At 42.0% G+C, this 18,550-nt stretch carries 19 protein-coding genes; 14 read left to right on the plus strand and 5 right to left on the minus strand.

All coding sequences use genetic code 11. The annotated features are described in order from the left end of the window. Positions 1–98: 98 nt before the first annotated feature. Positions 99–686, minus strand: a complete 588-nt coding sequence (locus V7D18_RS16220) for a hypothetical protein (protein ID WP_426155623.1) — start codon at positions 684–686, stop codon at positions 99–101. Positions 687–861: 175 nt separating this feature from the next. Here V7D18_RS16220 and V7D18_RS16225 point away from each other — a divergent pair, with 175 nt between their 5' ends. Beyond that, complete coding sequence (locus V7D18_RS16225) at positions 862–2,256, plus strand: L,D-transpeptidase family protein (protein ID WP_426155624.1); 1,395 nt, start codon at positions 862–864, stop codon at positions 2,254–2,256. 99 nt (positions 2,257–2,355) lie between these two features. After that, entirely contained in the window at positions 2,356–2,925 is a 570-nt protein-coding gene (locus V7D18_RS16230; RefSeq protein WP_426155626.1) for a thymidine kinase, read from the plus strand. An 18-nt stretch (positions 2,926–2,943) separates the two neighbouring features. On the opposite strand, the gene V7D18_RS16235 is transcribed toward V7D18_RS16230, so the two are convergent. Both V7D18_RS16235 and V7D18_RS16240 read right to left on the minus strand, forming a co-directional pair. Then, the gene (locus V7D18_RS16235) at positions 2,944–3,483 is read right to left on the minus strand and encodes a CDP-alcohol phosphatidyltransferase family protein (RefSeq protein WP_426155628.1); all 540 of its coding nucleotides are present in this window, start codon (positions 3,481–3,483) and stop codon (positions 2,944–2,946) included. A 96-nt stretch (positions 3,484–3,579) separates the two neighbouring features. Further along, positions 3,580–4,509, minus strand: a complete 930-nt coding sequence (locus V7D18_RS16240; RefSeq protein ID WP_426155629.1) for a ketopantoate reductase family protein — start codon at positions 4,507–4,509, stop codon at positions 3,580–3,582. 136 nt (positions 4,510–4,645) lie between these two features. Between V7D18_RS16240 and V7D18_RS16245 the strand changes: the two genes are divergently transcribed. Beyond that, positions 4,646–5,539, plus strand: a complete 894-nt coding sequence (locus V7D18_RS16245) for a LysR family transcriptional regulator (RefSeq protein WP_426155631.1) — start codon at positions 4,646–4,648, stop codon at positions 5,537–5,539. 77 nt (positions 5,540–5,616) lie between these two features. Beyond that, positions 5,617–6,015, plus strand: a complete 399-nt coding sequence (mscL, locus tag V7D18_RS16250) for a large conductance mechanosensitive channel protein MscL (protein WP_426155633.1) — start codon at positions 5,617–5,619, stop codon at positions 6,013–6,015. A gap of 66 nt (positions 6,016–6,081) precedes the next feature. On the opposite strand, the gene V7D18_RS16255 is transcribed toward mscL, so the two are convergent. Continuing rightward, the gene (locus tag V7D18_RS16255) at positions 6,082–7,761 is read right to left on the minus strand and encodes a S8 family peptidase (RefSeq protein ID WP_426155635.1); all 1,680 of its coding nucleotides are present in this window, start codon (positions 7,759–7,761) and stop codon (positions 6,082–6,084) included. A 159-nt stretch (positions 7,762–7,920) separates the two neighbouring features. Between V7D18_RS16255 and V7D18_RS16260 the strand changes: the two genes are divergently transcribed. The 10 genes from V7D18_RS16260 to hslO all read left to right on the plus strand — a co-directional run bounded on the left by V7D18_RS16260 (position 7,921) and on the right by hslO (position 18,233). Next, the gene (locus V7D18_RS16260) at positions 7,921–9,600 is read left to right on the plus strand and encodes a S8 family peptidase (RefSeq protein ID WP_426155637.1); all 1,680 of its coding nucleotides are present in this window, start codon (positions 7,921–7,923) and stop codon (positions 9,598–9,600) included. Positions 9,601–9,753: 153 nt separating this feature from the next. After that, positions 9,754–10,263 carry a hypothetical protein gene (locus tag V7D18_RS16265; RefSeq protein ID WP_426155639.1) on the plus strand — a complete coding sequence of 170 codons (510 nt, stop codon included), beginning with the start codon at positions 9,754–9,756 and terminating at the stop codon, positions 10,261–10,263. A gap of 236 nt (positions 10,264–10,499) precedes the next feature. After that, the gene (locus V7D18_RS16270; protein ID WP_426155640.1) at positions 10,500–11,963 is read left to right on the plus strand and encodes a histidine kinase; all 1,464 of its coding nucleotides are present in this window, start codon (positions 10,500–10,502) and stop codon (positions 11,961–11,963) included. A gap of 12 nt (positions 11,964–11,975) precedes the next feature. Continuing rightward, positions 11,976–12,776, plus strand: a complete 801-nt coding sequence (locus V7D18_RS16275; RefSeq protein WP_426155642.1) for a response regulator transcription factor — start codon at positions 11,976–11,978, stop codon at positions 12,774–12,776. A gap of 219 nt (positions 12,777–12,995) precedes the next feature. Further along, positions 12,996–14,018: a TRAP transporter substrate-binding protein gene (locus tag V7D18_RS16280; RefSeq protein WP_426155644.1), complete on the plus strand. Its 1,023-nt coding sequence runs from the start codon at positions 12,996–12,998 to the stop codon at positions 14,016–14,018. Position 14,019: 1 nt separating this feature from the next. Next, positions 14,020–14,520 (plus strand): TRAP transporter small permease, encoded by a 501-nt coding sequence (locus V7D18_RS16285; protein ID WP_426155645.1) that lies wholly within the window; start codon positions 14,020–14,022, stop codon positions 14,518–14,520. Then, positions 14,521–15,828 (plus strand): TRAP transporter large permease, encoded by a 1,308-nt coding sequence (locus V7D18_RS16290; protein WP_426155646.1) that lies wholly within the window; start codon positions 14,521–14,523, stop codon positions 15,826–15,828. A 156-nt stretch (positions 15,829–15,984) separates the two neighbouring features. After that, the gene (locus V7D18_RS16295; protein WP_426155647.1) at positions 15,985–16,494 is read left to right on the plus strand and encodes an SEC-C metal-binding domain-containing protein; all 510 of its coding nucleotides are present in this window, start codon (positions 15,985–15,987) and stop codon (positions 16,492–16,494) included. A 100-nt stretch (positions 16,495–16,594) separates the two neighbouring features. Further along, positions 16,595–17,362, plus strand: coding sequence for a class I SAM-dependent DNA methyltransferase (locus tag V7D18_RS16300; protein WP_426155649.1), 768 nt, complete (start codon positions 16,595–16,597; stop codon positions 17,360–17,362). Next, positions 17,355–18,233, plus strand: a complete 879-nt coding sequence (gene hslO / locus V7D18_RS16305) for an Hsp33 family molecular chaperone HslO (RefSeq protein ID WP_426155650.1) — start codon at positions 17,355–17,357, stop codon at positions 18,231–18,233. Before V7D18_RS16300 ends, hslO begins: the two co-directional genes overlap by 8 nt. A gap of 114 nt (positions 18,234–18,347) precedes the next feature. Here hslO and V7D18_RS16310 read toward each other — a convergent pair whose 3' ends face one another. Beyond that, positions 18,348–18,545 carry a cold shock domain-containing protein gene (locus tag V7D18_RS16310; protein ID WP_024295188.1) on the minus strand — a complete coding sequence of 66 codons (198 nt, stop codon included), beginning with the start codon at positions 18,543–18,545 and terminating at the stop codon, positions 18,348–18,350. Positions 18,546–18,550 lie beyond the last annotated feature (5 nt).

Raw genomic sequence — 18,550 nt, forward strand, 5'->3', positions numbered from 1 at the left:
CCTCCTTTTATTGTGAACTAATTTTAGTATACCTATCATTTAAAAATATCATGCTATAGTTCATATCCAGTTTAAACCAGATGGATACAAAGTTAAAATTATATGAAAAACCACCACACAGCTGCAGACGCTGCGGCTCCGACTATACAGCAGATGGTGTCGTTCATGGTATCAACAAGACCAGCCGGCTGAAGCGTCCTTTCAGATACGTGATTAACGGAAGGATGAATTTTCTGCCACCGCTGGGCATTTCCATGTGAAAGGCAATCACTTATATATTCAAGTACTTCCCAGATTACGTGGAGAGTTACGGAAAAAGAAAAATTAAACAGCAGGATTACGGCTTTTTTAGAATCAGCATTTGTTTTAATAATTGCTGCGCCAAATCCAAAAAATCCAACACCGGAGAGTAAATGAATTGTCCGGTCCCACCATGAATAGCGGTCGTAATAACCCAGACTGCTGCCAAGAAATAATGCCATATACAGGACGATCAGATAAATAATGATACTGAACGGATCTATGACGATTCCCATAAACCAGTCTGACAATTCAGGTAAAAAGGATAATGCCAATACTAAGATCAATGAACCCATTATTTTGTATTTTTGTTTTAATAAATAAAAAAATGCGTAAGCAACGGTTAAACAACGAAAAACAAACTGAAACAGATATAAAATATTCATGTGGTCACCTCAAAATGAAGTATGCACGATTGCAGAAGAAATATGTAATTGTGATGCAGATGCAACCTCACAGCGCTAGAAGACTGCTATTCAATGTGCCCGGTTTTAAAAACGGAGACCCGAACATAAAATGATATGATCCCAGTACATATTTTAAAAGTGAGGGTGAGTTGGAATGAGGTATGAAAAAATGAGTGCCTGCGAGAAGAGGGAGGCTTTAGAACTCCTGGGAATCGCTGTCATTGCTGTGCTGTTAGTTTATTTACTCATCTCTTTTTATTTTACCAGCCATTTCTTTTTCTCTACTACGATAAATGGAGCGAATGTATCCTTAAAAAATGAAAAACAGGCGGATCAGAGCTTAAAAAAATATGCTGAAGATTATAAACTCCTTCTGGTTGAACGAGATGGTATGTCTGATCAGATCACCGGTCAGGAGGCAGGGCTGGAATATAAGAAAAGAACGTATGTTAAGGACGCGCTGTACGATCAGGAGGCATTTCACTGGCCGGAATCTTTATTTAAAAAACAGAAATTATATGAAGAGGATCTGTTTTTATACAATGAAAACAAGCTAAATATAGCTTTAAATAAATTAAAATGCTTTAGTCAGGCCAGGATTGAACCTGAAAATGTTTCCTATCAATATTCAGACGGCCATTATCAGCTGGTGAAGGAAATATACGGCAATCATATAAAAAAGGAACAACTAAAGAAAGCTGTCACAGACAGTCTTACCAGAGGGGAAACAATACTTAATCTGGAAGCAGACTCCTGTTATATGGATCCTGTATATACCATGAATTCTCCCAAAACATTTAAAACACTCAGACATTTAAATAAGTATGTTTCCACACATATCATTTATCTATTCGGAAGTAAAAGAGAAGTGGTGGATGGGAATGTGATACATAATTGGATTACAATAGATGAAAATCTGGATATTGTATTGGATAAATATCAAGTGGGTGCCTATGTAAAGGCATTGGGGAAAAAATATGATACTGTGGGAGTAACAAGGAGTTTCAGGACATCTCTAGGAAACCTGGTAAATGTTGAGGGCGGGATATATGGCTGGAAGATCGATCAGGAGGCTGAGACAGAAGCATTGTTTGAAAATATCAGTTCCGGCCGGATGCTTATGAGAGAACCTGCTTATATTCAAAAAGCAGCATCGAGAGCAGGTAACGAAATTGGAAACACGTATGTGGAGATAAACATAACCAGACAGCATTTGTGGTTTTATAAAGATGGCATGCTGATTGTGCAGGGGCCGGTGGTTACGGGTAATCCAAACAGAGGAAATGCAACAGTGACCGGAACATACATGATTAACTATAAGCAGGAAGGCACGGTTTTAACAGGTCCGGGCTACGCAGCAGGTGTTCAGTTCTGGATGCCATTTTATGGAAATATGGGCATTCATGATGCTAAATGGAGGCGGGCATTCGGAGGTGAAATTTATAAGAAAAACGGTACTCATGGCTGTGTCAATGCTCCATATTATCTTGCGAAAACAATATACGAATATATAGAAGCAGGTGTTCCTGTTATTTGTTATCAGGAATAAAAACCGGCATATTCATTCTTTATGGACTTTAGCTCCTGTCTATGATAAAATGCAACTGGCGGATTTAACGCTTCTTCATTTAAGATAAAGGAGACAGGAATGGCTAAATTATATTTCAGATATGGGGCGATGGGCAGTTCAAAGACAGCAAATGCACTGATGACCAGGTATAACTTTATAGAAAAGGGAAAACAGGTTTTACTGGTTAAGCCGGATATTGAAACCAGGGATGGGATTAATAAAATCAGATCAAGGATTGGTCTGGAGGCTGAATGCATTGTATGGTCTGAATTGGAGAAATATGATTGGGAACAACTAAAAAAATATGATGTTATAATAATAGATGAAGCACAGTTTCTTGAAGAAGCAGATATTGATAAGCTGGCATATATTGTGGATCAGTATGAGATTCCGGTTTTTTGCTATGGTTTACGAACGGATTTTACTTCTCATCTTTTTCCGGGCTCTAAACGGCTCATGGAACTGGCCGATGATATCTCGGAATTAAAAACAGTCTGCTGGTGCGGCAGCCGTGCAGGGCTGACTGCAAGAATTGATGGAAACGGAAATGTTGTGAGAAACGGAGAGCAGATCCTGATGGGAGCAAACGATAAATATGTATCTCTCTGCCGGAAACATTATAATGAGGGAAAAATTAAGCCTGACTGAGTTTGGGCTTTTTTAATACTATTTTTTTAACAGATCATGGAAACTCCTGATATCAGGATCATAAGAATCTGTTTTCAGTATAATAAATGTTTCTTCCAGCGCAGAGAGCAGGGGAATGAAAATAACCCAGACCGGAAGAATGCCCATGAAAACAGCTGCTGGACACGCAAAAAAGAAGATGATTCCGGAGAGCTTGTTTCCGATGGTGTGGAGTATACCAGGCAGTCTGAATTTTTTCCTTGTTATAAACAGGTTTAAAAACCGGATCAGTGCAATCAGGACTGCCCCCCAGATAACCGGAACCGGTATTACGAGCCCGTAAGAAAGCAGCATTCTGAAAAAGGCAGTAAAAAAGAATATGAAGTCAGCAAGACTGTCCAGTCTGGCACCTGTTCTGGTCTGTAAGTGAAACTGCCTGGCAAGGAAGCCGTCAAGAACATCACTTGCTCCGCAGAGAAAATATATCATAAGAAAAAGAGTCCAGTTATCTGTGATAAAAAATAAAAGCACAGCCAGGATAAGACGGACCACGGTAATATAGTTGGGAATGTTTTTCATGTGAGATCTCCATAGCAGGGATAATGATGCTTTAACTATGGCACAGAACGTTTTCTTTGTCAATTAATATGGGGTACAATGTACCCCATGGAAAGTTTATTGTCTGGAATACATCTGCTCAATTGCATGAATCTGGGTGACAAGCATGGCATTGCAGGGGGCGGAGATTTTGTACTCGCTTCCCAGATTGGCGACAACTCCGTTTATTCTGTCAATTTCCGTCAGCCGCTTATTCTGTCTGTCCTGATACATGCTGGCAAATCCGCTGGCATCATTTTCACATACTTTTGAAACTGCCTGAAGCGCCTCCTTTCTGTCAAGATAAGTACCGTCTGCTTCTGCAATCAATACACACTCATAAACAATTCTTTTGCATAAATCCCACAGATAGGGATTGGTATAGATTTCTCCGATCCGGCACTGCATCAGTGTGCTTAATGCATTGATGCCGCAGTTTATAACCAGTTTCTGCCAGAGTACGTACTGGATATTATCCATGATATTTACAGTAAGTCCGCTTTCTTCCAAAGCCCGGGCCGCTTTTTTTACGTCACGCAGGGAGCTTTCACAGGGATGATCGGGACCGATGTTGGTGGGTCCGCAGCCGGAGTGATAGAATTTTCCGGTTTCCAGGGAGACACTGTTATGACTGCTGGTGCCAACGATAATCCGTTCTCTTGGGACAAACTGTGCGATGTCCCGGTTATTGCCGGCACCGTTTTGAAGCGTCATGACGATGGTATCAGGTCCTAAAAGTGACTGGTTGTTTTTCATGGCTTCATAAGTATGAATCCCTTTTACAAAAACAATAACCAGATCCTGATAACCAAGACTGGTTCCGCTTAATGCTGCTTTTACTTTAAATGGTATCTCTGTATGGTCATGGCTGACCTTAATCAGTCCCTTTGCGTTGATATGTTCTACCAGGGACGTGCAGCTGTCAAGCAGTGTAACTGTATGAGAGGGCGCCAGATAACTGGCATACAGACTGCCCATGGCCCCTGCACCAAGAATTGCTATGTTCATTATATCCTCCGTTATAGGTATGTTTTTCTTGATTTTACCATGAATTATTTTCTTAATATAATGCTGAAATTTCAATAGTATCATGAAAGAAATTCATGTATAATGAAAGCAGCTGAAAATAGAAAGGATCTATCAAATGGATATAAATAAATACATTCTGTTTGTAAGAGCAGCAGAAACGGGAAATTTATCAAAGGCGGCAGCACAGCTTAGTTATTCACAGACTGCAGCCAGCCATATGATTTCCTCCATGGAGGAGGAACTGGGAATTAAGCTGCTTTACAGGGGAAGAAACGGGGTATCCTTAACAGAAGAAGGAGAGAGAATCTTTCCGGCCGCAAAAGAACTGACAGAGAAAGAAGATATGATAAGACAGCTGGCAGGAGAGGAGAATATACAGCATGGAAAGATCCGCATTGGCGTAATCACAAGTGTTGCCGTCAAGTGGATGCCCCAGATGATTATTGAATTCAGAAAGAAGTATCCGCTTGTGGATTTATACATGAATGATGCAATTAATTACGAAATCATGAAAGACTGGTTTTCCAAAGATGTAATTGATTGTGCGATCACGGCAGAATCAAGCAGGAAGGAGAATGAAACCCCGCTGGTAAAAGATCCCTATTATGTCATTCTGCCGCAGGACCACCCGCTATGTGTCTGTGAAACGATTACTCTTACCCATTTAAAAGGAGAAACCTTTGTTATTCCAAGCGAAGGGACCAGCTATTCCGTAGGGAAAATGCTGCGCCAGGCAAAGGGTAAACTGATGGAACACAGCGGATTTTTAAGCGACCAGGCTGCCATAGCCATGGTATGCGGAGGCTGCGGAATCAGCATTCTGCCAAAGCTTGTTCTGGATTCTTACGGCTGCGGCGGATATGTGAGAAGAGCGCTTGACCCGGAGGTATACCGTATTATCTATTTTTGTGTGCCTTCCGGTAAAACTCTCCGCCCAACGGTTAGAATATTTTCAGCTTTCGCCAGGGAGTGGGTAAAAGAGAATGCAGAAAATGTAATTCTTACATGATATCCGGGTATAGAATGACAGGGTTTCACCAATCCTAAGAATCAGAAAAGGAATTGAAAGAAAAGAGGAATGATAATATGAGTCAGAAAAAGGGGATTGGGTCTGAATTTAAGGAGTTTGTCCTCCGGGGAAATGTAGTGGATCTGGCAGTCGGCGTTATTATTGGTGCTGCATTTCAGGGGATTGTAAGTTCACTTGTGAAAGATGTTATCTCTCCCCTGATCGGTGTGATTACAGGAGGTGTGGATTTTTCCAATCAGTTTTTGCTGCTTTATAAGGCGCCGGAAGGCACATCCATTCAGACGCTTGCAGACGCTCAGGCACTGGGGCCGGTGTTTGCTTATGGTGCCTTTATTACTTCAGTAATAAATTTCCTTATTATGGCTGTTGTCATATTTATTATAATAAAAGCAATTAATGTACTAAAAGGAAATAAACAGACAGAAAGCCTGGATTCTAAAAATCAGACATCTTAAATAAAGAACAATGATTTCTCCGTCCTGTTGAAATCATCGTTCTTTTTGTATACAGAAAGATCAGCCTTAGAAACCAGAATAGAGGCGGTTTAAGAGGCGGGAAACATCAAGGATTCCATAACCCCAGATATTATTTGGATATTGGTAGGAAGGGTTTCGCTGTGCAATTCGTATGAGAAGCCAGTTTGCCTGTTCTCCTGTTAATGAAGTGAAATTTCCTTTTCCCTGAGTCCATTCAAACAGAATTGCCATTGCAGCGGCAGCCTGTGCGGCAGAAGCACTGGTACCTGTTAATGTTCCATATTGTCCTCCTAAAACGGCACAGGGGATGCTGTATCCGGCAGCAGCTACGTCAGGCTTTACCATACCGCTTCTAGTATATCCTCTTCCGGATTCATTTATAATATTACCTGTCTGCTGATTATAACCGGTTACTGTAAACACATTTTTACTGTTGCCAGGTGATGTGATGGTGGTATCCGGGTCCGGACTGAGAAAAAATGTGCTGTCAGAAATTAAATCCCCGGAGGGTAGCCAGGCATTGAAAGAAAAACGTTCGTTTATTGTATTACTGACATGAAAATTCCAGGTTCCCGGAAGGGGACTTTCAAAACGCAGTAAAATCAGCTGATCCCCGCTTTGCTGTTCAAATGATATATTATTAATCCAGAGTATGCTCTGACTGGTTTGAAACTGATACCTTGTGCATTCATTATAGGATGGGTCCACAGGGGGGATTTTCTCCATGTTTGGAGAAGTGATTTCTATGGAAAGCTGTGCTGGTGTGACGGACCATATTTCCATTGGAAATTTAGTTTCACCCTGACCGACATTCAGTTGAAAATCGTTTGTAAAAGGAAGGGAAACCACAGAGTTAAAATAGTGTCTGCCGTTATTACCCTCGTTCCCGGCTGATGTAACGATCCCGATTTCCGGTATTTGAACCAGATCATCAATGTATCTGGATAAAACGCCTCTGCCATCATGACCGCCCTGGCTGCTTCCCAGAGCAAGACATATAACAAGGGGGCGTTTCAGCTTTTGGGCAAGAATTACCAGATAACGGAGTCCCAGTACAATATCGCTTTCCTGATAACACAGCCTGTCATCAGGAATGGAAAAGAGCATTTTTAAATTCTGTTTGGCATCCTTCAGCTTTACAACTGCCAGTTCTGCATTTGGAACGATCCCCAGAAACGGCGGATTGGTATTCAGGCTTCCGGCAATGATGCTTGCCACAGCAGTACCATGCCCGATTACATCTTGTGAGGGTACAACCGAAGAAGGAGTTTCAGAACTCAGCGCAGTGTTGATGGCCGCCCTTGTATATTCCGTGCCAAAAGTAAAACCCTGGGGTGTGGGTCCGTTTTGAATGGTCTGATCCCAGATTGACAGAATTTTTGTTGTTTTATCTCTGTTTAAAAACGCAGGATGCTGATAGTCAATTCCTGTATCTATAATCCCGATAATAGTCCCCTGACCTGAAAGGAAAAAATCCGGTGTCTGCTGGACAGACTGAAAAGGAGAGGAGTGATATTTGCCAATAATGGATGTAAGTGTATAGACGGATGGGAAGAAATGATAGGGATTCGTTCCCAGATCACAAAGCTCCTTACTTTTTTTTAATACATGAAGGAGGGAGAAATAACCGTTTAAGAGTGTGATATCGTCACCAGAGCCGAAAGTAGGTACCATGTAATTATTGATTATCATATCATAATAATTATTGTCCAGTACTTTCCCCATATTTATCTCTCCTTTATTCCGTTTCTTCTGGCATATGCTATATCTTATGCACGAGTATTTCCATTATGATTGGTCTCTTCTTAACATAACTCATAATAAGGACCTTTTTGCATAAGATATATCATATGTACCGCAAGTGATAGACAGGGAGGCCTGCTTATGCAAAAAATACTGGATGAAAATTATTATGATTTAATTATCAGCAACGTGATGAAGTCTACTTATGATACAGGAGATAATATTACCTATATGAATTTAAGACATTCGCTGGCTCATATTCCCATCCCCAGTATCCCACCGGATCCCTGTGATTTAGGAACCTATCCTTATAATGCATTTCCCTCTGTACTGACACTCAGTTCTACAGTCAGTCTTGAAAAATCAGGAATTGGAACAGTTCAGAGAAATCCGTATCTTGCACTGTTTGGAAGAGGTGTTTTAGTAGCGGTCATTGATACGGGAATTGATTATCAGCATGAGGCTTTTCGGTACAACGATGGAACGACCCGTATCCTTTCCTTATGGGACCAGACCATTCAGACTGGAAGTCCGCCTTCCGGCTTTACATATGGGACGGAATATACCAGGGAGCATATTAACGTAGCTCTCCGGTCGGAAAATCCCTTATCCGTTGTTCCTTCTGAAGACACCAATGGGCATGGCACTGCGATCGCCAGTGTTTTAGCCGGTAAACCAAACCTGGAGCAGTCGTTTAGCGGAGTCGTTCCGGAAGCTGACCTGGTAATTGTAAAGCTGAAGCCTGCAAAGAATACGCTGAAAAGGATATTTTTCGTTCCTGAGAATGCAGAATGCTATCAGGAATCTGATTTGATTATTGGAATCGGTTACGTAACGGAACTTGCCAAGAAACTGAACCGCCCTGTTGTTGTCTGCATTGCCATGGGAACCAATCAGTCAAGTCACGATGGCCGGGGAGCAACCAGCTATATTACAAATTTTCTTGCCCAGCAGCCCCAGACAGGAATCATTATTTCGGCGGGAAATGAAGCAAATAAGCGAAGACACTATTATAATAATACGGTTACAGAACCGTTTGTAAATGAGTTTGAATTGAGGGTTGGAGAGGAAGATAAGCTGTTTTCCTTAGAACTCTGGCCGTTTGCTCCAGCAAGACTTTCCGTTGAAATTACAGTGCCAAACAGAGAAACAACCGGACAGGTATTTCCTTCTCTTGGTGAATGCAGGAGATTTTCCTTCGTCTTAAATGAAAGTGTCATATGGATTAATAATTATATTTTCGAGGAGGAGACAGGAGACCCGCTGATTGTCATGCGTTTTCAGAATCCGATTCCAGGTATCTGGATCATAAAAGTGCAGAATCTGGAAAAGGAAGCATTTGCTTTTCATGCCTGGCTGCCTTCGGGTGATTTAATTAGTGAAAATACCTTTTTCTTAAATTCCAATCCAGATACAACAATTACCGCCCCTGGTACATCTACCCACCCGCTGGCAGTGACTGCATACGATGGGGCAAATGACAGCATATTACCGGAATCGGGCAGGGGATACACAAGAACCGGTTTTATAAAACCGGATATAGCAGCACCAGGATATCAGCTTACCTGTGCAGTTCCGGGAAACCAATATGGCACCATAACCGGATGCGGCTGTGCGGCGGCACAGGCGGCTGGAATTGAAGCCATGGTTTTTGAATGGGCGGTACCAAGAGGAAATTATACAACCATAACAGGCAATGATGTGAACCGGCTTCTCATAAGAGGAGCAAGACGCAGTCCGGCCAATATATATCCCAATAACGTATGGGGATACGGCCAAATTGAAATAAATACTCTTTTTGAACGACTCACCAATATTTAATTTCAGGACATCCCATTGCCCGGAGTATGGAGATGTCCAATTTTATGGAAATAAGGGTTGAGGTCAGGGGTTTGTTCCTGTATAATCGATACGACAGAGAAAACCTTATTTAAAGGAAATAAAACTGCAAAAGGAAAGGAATGGAGAAACGGTATGGAGCATGAGGAAGAGATCGGACTGGAATCGTTAAACGGTCTGGTGACAAGTGAACTGAAGTGGTATGTGTTTGATCTGATTACGGAAGGATTAAAGCTGGATAAAATAGATGAAAGCAAATATAGCGTTGAGAAAGAAGACAAAGAAAAAGCCAGCTTTTTCATAAAGGATGGAACTATCCTGGTTACCGGAAAAGACGGCGGGGACTTAAAGGTTTATGAAAATTTATACCTTGCAGTCTGCGACTTTTACAATCGGGTGTATGAGGATGAGACAAAGGTGGAAGAAGCCATCTCCCGTTTCCTCACAAGGACACTTGATTTACCGGTTATCATGAAAAGACCCAGCAGATCCATGCTGATGGAGCAGATATCAGAATGTGAGATGCGGATTGCGGATATGGATGAGCAGTTAAAAAAAGAGGATATAAAATCTGTTAAGGCAAAACGAAGACTGGATGTGATATATCTGGAGGGGTTAAAGGCTAAGCTGGATGGACTTCATTAAAATTTAAAAAATATGTGAATAAAAATAATTGAATGGGTGATAATAGAATTATACCAAAGATAAGTGAATACTTATCCTCCCCTTTTTAATACCCCATGTGCGGCAAAGGCGTCGCATGTGGGGTGTTTTTTATGTGTAAGGGAAAGGAAAGCCGCTTGAAAAAAAGACTGAGAACTGATATACTCTGATTTAAAATGCCAATTACCGTGTATTTCACGTTTGAAAGGTTAAATAAAATGAATGAAAAAAAATATAACAGACTGCGCTGGTTTTGGGGGTCTTTATCCCTCCAGAAGAAAGTGAATTATCTTACAGCCAGCGGAGCTGCTGTGGTCATACTGTCCATCATTGCCAATTTTATGGTGGCGGGGTTTGGAATGAGAGGATTCAGTTCTGTTTTAAGAAACAACTCACAGAGTCTGTCGTTCTGGTCTGCTATGGAGAATGAAAAGAATGCATTTGCTTCTTATATAAAAGATGATACGAAAGACAGCCGTGAAGTGTATGAAAAGGCGTGCAGGAACACAAAGAAGGCGGTGGACCAGCTGCCTTACGATTATAAGAAGACAGGCCGGTATCAATATGCAAAGGTGTGGTCCATCCGGAATATGTATGAAAATTATGCTGTATACCGGGATGAATTTCATAAGCTTACGAAACAGGATCCGGATTATACGGAAAAGCTTTATACGATTTACAGAGTACAGGCCTATCTGACTGCCCATGCCGGACAGCTGGAGCAGATGACTGTAAAGCATGGCAATGAAAGCTATGAAAGAAACCGTTATTTACTGGTGATCGTTCCGGCGGCAAGCCTGATATGGGGAGGTGTTTCCCTGCTCTTTGTTAAACTTTTAAACCGGTCTATTAACCGCAGTATTATACGTCCTGTGGTGGAACTTGCGAAAGATTCGACGCGGATTGGGAAAAATGATTTCTCCGGCGAAGATGTGAAGAGAGAAGGGGATGACGAAATCGCAAGACTGGTGCGGGCTTTTTCTGCCATGAAGTCTTCGACCCGGGGCTATATCAGCGCATTGACGGAAAAGCATGAGATGGAAAAGCAGTTAGATGAGGTCCGCCTGCAGATGCTTAAAAATCAGATTAATCCCCATTTTCTTTTTAATACTTTAAATATGATTTCCAGCATGGCCCAGATTGAGGATGCATCAGTGACTGAGAGAATGATCTCAGCGCTCAGCAGTCTGTTCCGATATAATTTAAAATCAACAGATTCGGTCATGCCGCTGGAGAGGGAATTAAAGGTTGTTCAGGATTACATGTATTTACAGCAGATGCGTTTTGGGCAGCGGTTTCAGTACATTACTGACTGCAGCCCTCAGACACTTGATATATTGATACCTTCTTTTTCTTTGCAGCCCCTGGTTGAAAATGCAGTCTTACACGGACTTTCTAAAAGAAGCAGGGGAGGAAAGATTTTAATCCGTTCCTGGCTAAAGGGGGGGAAACTGGTGATTTCAGTGGCTGATACAGGGGAAGGAATTGACAGTGAAAAGCTGGAGGAAATCCGGTGCTCTTTAAGAGACGGAGAGGAAAAAAAGACGGGAATCGGTGTTGGAAATATTTACCGGAGAGTCCACGGTATGTATAAAGACGGGGAATTGTCCATATACAGCGCTCCTTTTAAAGGAACAGCGGTACAGCTTTCCTTTACACCGGAGTATCAGAAGAATTCATAAGGAGGAAGACAGATGTATCGTATTTTACTGGCAGATGATGAACAGATCGAGCGAATGGCACTGGCCAGAAGGTTAACCAGACATTTCGGTGACAGCATAAAAATCAGTGAAGCGGTGGATGGTGCAGATGCCCTGGCTGTATTTGAACGGGAAAAGTGTCAGATTGCCATACTGGATATCGCCATGCCGGAATTAAACGGTGTGGAGGCTGCTGAGCGGATCAGGAGTCTTAGCAGGGATTGTGTAATCATCTTTCTCACTGCTTATGATGAGTTTTCCTATGCAAAACGGGCAATTGTTATACGGGCTCTGGATTACCTTCTCAAGCCATGCGAAGAAGAAGAACTTCTTGCTGTCATGGAGGAGGCTATGCGTCTCGCTGATATTCAGGATAAGGGAAATGGAGATGGAGTTGGGGCAGATGACGGTTCTGAGCTTCATGAACTGGATTCGTACCTTCATGAGCCGGCAGATGGAGATGCCAAGAGCGATGTGGCAGCCCGTATTCTGGAATTTATAAAAAATAATTATATGAAAGAAATATCCATGCAGGACGCAGCCCGGCTGCTTCACTATTCCGATGCCTATTTCTGCAAACTTTTTAAGCAGTGTTTTGACCAGAATTTCACTACCTATTTAACGAAGGTCAGAATAAATGAAGCGAAAAAGCTGCTTATGAATAAAAATGCCAGTGTAAAGGATGTGAGCATACAGGTGGGATATTACGATTCCAATTATTTTGCAAAGGTATTCAGACGAATTACCGGAGTGCTTCCTTCTGAGTTCAGGGATAGTCAGAATGCACAAAAATAAGCAATTGTATTTATGCAAACTGGCGAAAACTCCAAGGAGGATGTTAAAATATTCTCCCTGGAAGACAATCCTCTACGGTACAAAAAGAAGCTTCAGGTTATATAATTGAGAAAGCATTAAGGCAGGCATCGCCCCCTTGTTGATTCGCTCAATCATATAACCTGGGGCTTATTTTTTTGCCTGTTACATCTTAAAACAGGTGGGAAGGAAGGTAATTGTATGAAGAAATTCTTAAAAAGACTGGCAGCAGGCATTCTTGCAGCTGCTTTGGCAGCAGGGCTTAGCGGCTGTGGTACGGCAACTTCGGGCAAAAGGATTATCAGAATCTCACATGCCCAGGCAGAGACACATCCGGAGCATTTAGGTCTTCTTGCATTTAAACAGTATGTGGAAGAGCGTCTGGGAGATAAGTATGAGGTACAGATATTTCCCAATGAGATTCTTGGCTCTGCCCAGAAAGCCATAGAGCTCACGCAGACAGGAGCCATTGATTTTGTAGTTGCAGGAACTGCAAATTTAGAGACATTTGCTGATGTCTATGAAGTTTTCAGCATGCCGTATTTGTTTGATTCAGAAGAGGTGTACCGCTCTGTCATGGAGGATACGGACTATATGCAGAATATTTATGCTTCCACAGATGAAGCGGGGTTCCGCGTTGTCACCTGGTACAATGCAGGAACCAGAAATTTCTATGCCAAGACACCGATCCGTACGCCGGATGATTTAAAGGGTAAGAAAATCCGTGTTCAGCAAAGTCCTGCCAGTGTGGCAATGGTAAACTCATTCGGTGCAGCAGCAGCGCCCATGGGGTTTGGTGATGTATACACTGCGATTCAGCAGGGAGTAATTGACGGAGCGGAAAATAATGAGCTGGCACTTACCAATAACAAGCACGGGGAAGTGGCAAAGTATTATTCTTATAACAAACATCAGATGGTACCGGATATGCTGGTGGGTAATTTAAAATTTTTAAACAGTTTAAGTCCTGAAGAATATGAGGTTTTTGAAGAGGCAGCCAAACGTTCCACAGAAGTGGAGCTTGCTGAATGGGATAAAAGCATCAAAGAAGCAAAAGAAAAGGCTAAAACAGATATGGGAGTAGAATTCATCGATGTTGATGTGGAAGCTTTTAAAGAAAAGGTGCTTCCACTTCATGAAAAAATGCTGGACGAAAATCCCAAGATCAGAGATTTATACCAGCATATTCAGGATGAAAATGAAAAAATAAAAGGAGGACAATAGTATGTCAGTGATGCATCAGGTAAAAGACCGGATCATGAAGGTTCTTGGAGCAGTCATTATATTTCTTTTTGCAGCTATGACTGTAATTGGAACCTATCAGATCATTACCAGATATTTTTTCAACAGACCATGTACTATTTCAGAAGAACTGCTGACTTATTCCTTCACCTGGATGTCTTTGTTTGCTTCTGCCTACGTATTTGGAAAAAGAGATCATATGAGAATCGGGTTTCTTGCTGATAAAATAACGGGTACTGCAAAGAGATATCTGGAATTTGCCATTGAAATGCTGGCATTTGCATTTGCAGGCGTGGTTATGGTGTACGGCGGCAGTTCCATAACAAAACTTACAATGATGCAGACAACGGCATCTTTACAGATTCCCATGGGATATGTGTATGCGGCAGTTCCGGTTACAGGCGTGCTTATCATGTTGTTCTGTCTGATTAATGCGGTGGATATGCTGCATACGGATTTCAGCGTAAAGGAGGAGGAAGCATAAATGAGTATTTCCATATTTTGCGGACTAATCATACTGGTGGTTCTGGTAATTCTGCTTTTACTGGGAGTGCCGGTGTCAGTTGCACTTGCCGTTTCATCCATATGTGCCATTCTGCCTATTTTAAACACGGGAGCAGCGGTATTAACGGGAGCACAGAGAATATTCTCCGGTATTTCCATATTCAGCCTTCTGGCTATTCCCTTTTTTATTCTCGCAGGTAATATTATGAATAAAGGAGGCATTGCAATCCGCCTTATTAATTTTGCAAAGCTTTTTACCGGGAGAATACCTGGTTCACTTGCCCATACAAACGCAGTAGCAAATATGCTTTTTGGTTCAATCTCAGGATCAGGAACTGCAGCGGCCTCCGCTATGGGAGCAATTATCGGACCCATTGAGGAAGAGGAAGGCTACGACAGAGATTTTTCCGCAGCTGCAAACATTGCGACTGCTCCAACCGGGCTTTTGATACCGCCCAGCAACGTTATGATCACGTTCTCCCTTGTGAGCGGAGGAACTTCTGTTGCGGCTCTTTTTATGGCTGGATATATACCTGGCATACTATGGGGTCTGGCCTGCATGATAGTAATCTATTTTCTGGCTAAGAAAAAAGGATATCAAAGCACAAAACGTTTCACTGCAAAGGAAAAAATTCGTGTCTGTCTTCAGGCAATTCCCTGTCTTCTCATGATTGTAATTGTTATCGGAGGAATCATCGGGGGAATATTTACGGCTACGGAAGGAAGCGTGGTATCCGTAGTTTACAGCCTGGTTCTTTCCCTGTTTTTCTATAAATCGTTAAAGCTTTCAGAGCTGCCTAAACTGTTTTTGGAAAGCGCCCAGATGACGGGTATCATCATCTTTTTAATCGGTGTTTCCAGCATCATGAGCTGGGTTATGGCATTTACCGGAATACCTGGTGCAGTTTCTGATGCGATGCTTGGAATCAGCAGTAATCGTTATGTTATTTTATTCATCATAAATATTCTTCTCCTTCTGGTAGGAACATTTATGGATATGACACCGGCCTGCCTGATCTTTACTCCCATTTTTCTGCCTGTATGCCAGGCGCTGGGAATGAATACCATACATTTCGGAATCATGATGATCTTTAACTTATGTATCGGAACCATAACTCCTCCGGTGGGAACAACCCTGTTTGTAGGAGTGAAAGTAGGACAGACAAAGATTGAAAATGTCATAAAGACACTGCTGCTTTATTTTGCCGCAATTTTTGTAGTGCTACTCCTGGTATCGTATATACCCGCATTGTCATTATGGCTTCCGGGACTTCTTGGATATGTATAAGAATTTGTAAATGTAAACTGCCTCTCTTTCCTATTGTTCGCAGGAAGGAGGCAGTTTTCATTTTTCTTTAAAGCTGCATTGCAAAATTTATCAATATGTTATATACTGTTTGATGGAGTATTACAAGAAAGAACAGACAAAAGGATGGTTTTAATCATGACTATTTTAGAAAATTGGAGAAATTTAGCATACGGTGACGGTCTGGATGATAAAGGAAAAGAAGAATTATGGACCGGCTATTTTAAAGTTGAAAAAGGTATTTATGAACATATTCTGTCAAAGCCGGAAGAAGTGGTGGAAGGAACCGTTGAAGAGCTGGCTAAGAGATATGGCACAGACGTTCAGACAATGACCGGATTTTTAGATGGAATCAATGAAAGCTTAAAGGGCTACGAAAACCCTGTCGAAACGATGGATGAGAATACGGTAGTTAAAATCGAAATCGACCCGGAAAAGCTTTATTATAATATGGTAGAAGCAAAGGCTGAATGGCTTTACAGCCTTCCGCAGTGGGATCAGATCCTGACAGAGGAAAAGAAGAAGGAACTCTATAAGACTCAGAAGGCTTCCGGAACGATTGTTAAGGGTGCAAAAATCGGAAGAAACGATCCATGTCCATGCGGCAGCGGCAAGAAATATAAAAAGTGCTGCGGACAGAACCTGTAATCGTAACGACAATGAGACAGGAAAGCAGGTACCTCTTTGAGGTTACCTGCTTTGTTTTTCACTTCGGGAAAAAAGGCATTTAAAAGAAAGGAAATCATAAGTGGAAGCGTACACAAATTTTGCGGAAGTCTACGATCTGTTTATGGACAATATTCCATACGAAGACTGGTGCAGCTATGTGACCGGTCTTTTAAAGGAACATGGGGTTGAGGACGGTCTGGTTCTGGATTTAGGCTGCGGAACGGGAAGTCTTACAGAGCTTCTGGCAGATGCCGGATATGATATGATTGGAGTGGACAACTCCGAAGACATGCTGCAGATTGCCATGGATAAGAGAGCAGAATCTGGTAAGGATATTCTTTATCTTATGCAGGATATGAGGGAGTTTGAACTCTATGGTACTGTGAGGGCAGTTTTAAGTATCTGTGACTGTGTCAATTATATTCTGGAATACAGGGATCTGGTGGATGTTTTCCGTCTGGTGAATAATTATCTTGATCCAGGCGGTGTATTTATCTTTGACTTAAATACTGTTTATAAGTATGAGAAGGTGATGGGTGATTCTACCATTGCAGAGGACAGGGAGGAATGCAGCTTCATCTGGGATAATTATTATGATGGGGATACGAAGATCAATGAATACGATCTTTCACTGTTTATCCGGGAGAAAGAGGATCTTTACCGGAAATATAAGGAAACCCATTACCAGAGAGCTTTTACCATCGATGAAATCAGGGAAGCTTTAAAGGAAGCCGGACTGGAATTTTTAGACGCATACGATGCTTTTACCACAAATCCGGTGAAAGAAACCAGTGAACGAATCTATCTGATTGCGAGAGAGCATGGAAAGGAGCAGAAAAATGGCTGATTATATTGTAAGAGCGACAGCAGGAGATCATCAGATCCGGGCTTTCGCAGCGACTACCAGAGATTTGGTGGAGTATGCAAGACAGGCTCATAATACAAGTCCCGTGGCAACTGCCGCGTTAGGCAGGCTGTTAACAGCAGGCGGTATGATGGGAATCATGATGAAGGGTGAAGAGGATTTACTGACCATAAAGATCCAGGGCAGCGGCCCCATAGAAGGACTGACGGTAACTGCGGACTCAAAGGGAAATGTAAAAGGATATGCGTATAATCCAGGCGTTATGCTGCCTCCCAATGAGTTTGGAAAGCTTGATGTGGGCGGAGCTGTCGGAGAAGGCGTTTTAAGTGTGATACAGGACATTGGTTTGAGAGAGCCGTATGTAGGACAGACAATTCTGGTTGGAGGAGAGATTGCAGAAGATCTTACCTATTATTATGCCAATTCGGAACAGACTCCGTCTTCTGTAGCGCTGGGAGTTCTGATGAACAAAGACAATACGGTGAAACAGGCAGGGGGTTTTATCATTCAGCTTCTCCCGGGAGCATCCGAAGAGATGATTACACTGTTGGAAAAAAGGCTGGGTGAGATCCATTCCGTCACTTCTCTTCTGGAAGAGGGAAAAACTCCGGAGATGATACTGACTTATATTCTGGGCGGACTTGGACTTGATATATTAGAACAGACTCCGGTTAAGTTTCACTGTAACTGCGATAAAGCCAGAGTTGAAAAGGCCCTTGTCAGCATTGGCAGGAAAGAACTGGAAGAGATGATCGAAGAAGGAAAGAGCATTGAAGTAAACTGCCATTTCTGTAATAAAAATTATGAATTTACAGTGGAAGACTTAAAAGATTTATACGAGAAAGCGCAGTAACCGATAGGGAAAAAGCGTCAAAAAGAGCCATCCTGAGGATGGCTCCAATCGTAATCATGTGAAACAATATAACTTCTTCCTATATTGAAAAAAGGTACACTGATGAGTCAATGATTATATTTTGATAACGTTTGTAGCCTGTGGACCCTTAGCTCCGTCTACAACATCGAACTCTACAGCAGCGCCTTCATCTAAAGATTTGAAACCATCCATGTTGAGACCTGAGTAGTGAACGAAAACATCGTTACCCTGTTCGTCGGAAATAAATCCGTAACCCTTTTGGTTGTTAAACCACTTAACTGTACCTTTCATTATGA

Origin of the sequence: Lacrimispora sp. 38-1 (genome assembly GCF_049890855.1) — a bacterium.
Classification (GTDB): Bacteria; Bacillota; Clostridia; order Lachnospirales; family Lachnospiraceae; genus Lacrimispora.

Excerpts from the sequence above, each read along its gene's own strand:
- hslO (WP_426155650.1), top strand. The coding sequence starts at position 17,355 with ATGGCTGATTATATTGTAAGAGCGACAGCAGGAGATCATCAGATCCGG.
- V7D18_RS16240 (WP_426155629.1), bottom strand. The coding sequence starts at position 4,509 with ATGAACATAGCAATTCTTGGTGCAGGGGCCATGGGCAGTCTGTATGCC.
- V7D18_RS16310 (WP_024295188.1), bottom strand. The coding sequence starts at position 18,545 with ATGAAAGGTACAGTTAAGTGGTTTAACAACCAAAAGGGTTACGGATTT.
- V7D18_RS16270 (WP_426155640.1), top strand. The coding sequence starts at position 10,500 with ATGAATGAAAAAAAATATAACAGACTGCGCTGGTTTTGGGGGTCTTTA.
- V7D18_RS16295 (WP_426155647.1), top strand. The coding sequence starts at position 15,985 with ATGACTATTTTAGAAAATTGGAGAAATTTAGCATACGGTGACGGTCTG.
- V7D18_RS16260 (WP_426155637.1), top strand. The coding sequence starts at position 7,921 with ATGCAAAAAATACTGGATGAAAATTATTATGATTTAATTATCAGCAAC.
- V7D18_RS16255 (WP_426155635.1), bottom strand. The coding sequence starts at position 7,761 with ATGGGGAAAGTACTGGACAATAATTATTATGATATGATAATCAATAAT.
- mscL (WP_426155633.1), top strand. The coding sequence starts at position 5,617 with ATGAGTCAGAAAAAGGGGATTGGGTCTGAATTTAAGGAGTTTGTCCTC.
- V7D18_RS16280 (WP_426155644.1), top strand. The coding sequence starts at position 12,996 with ATGAAGAAATTCTTAAAAAGACTGGCAGCAGGCATTCTTGCAGCTGCT.
- V7D18_RS16275 (WP_426155642.1), top strand. The coding sequence starts at position 11,976 with ATGTATCGTATTTTACTGGCAGATGATGAACAGATCGAGCGAATGGCA.
- V7D18_RS16285 (WP_426155645.1), top strand. The coding sequence starts at position 14,020 with ATGTCAGTGATGCATCAGGTAAAAGACCGGATCATGAAGGTTCTTGGA.
- V7D18_RS16220 (WP_426155623.1), bottom strand. The coding sequence starts at position 686 with ATGAATATTTTATATCTGTTTCAGTTTGTTTTTCGTTGTTTAACCGTT.
- V7D18_RS16225 (WP_426155624.1), top strand. The coding sequence starts at position 862 with ATGAGGTATGAAAAAATGAGTGCCTGCGAGAAGAGGGAGGCTTTAGAA.
- V7D18_RS16290 (WP_426155646.1), top strand. The coding sequence starts at position 14,521 with ATGAGTATTTCCATATTTTGCGGACTAATCATACTGGTGGTTCTGGTA.
- V7D18_RS16265 (WP_426155639.1), top strand. The coding sequence starts at position 9,754 with ATGGAGCATGAGGAAGAGATCGGACTGGAATCGTTAAACGGTCTGGTG.
- V7D18_RS16235 (WP_426155628.1), bottom strand. The coding sequence starts at position 3,483 with ATGAAAAACATTCCCAACTATATTACCGTGGTCCGTCTTATCCTGGCT.
- V7D18_RS16230 (WP_426155626.1), top strand. The coding sequence starts at position 2,356 with ATGGCTAAATTATATTTCAGATATGGGGCGATGGGCAGTTCAAAGACA.
- V7D18_RS16245 (WP_426155631.1), top strand. The coding sequence starts at position 4,646 with ATGGATATAAATAAATACATTCTGTTTGTAAGAGCAGCAGAAACGGGA.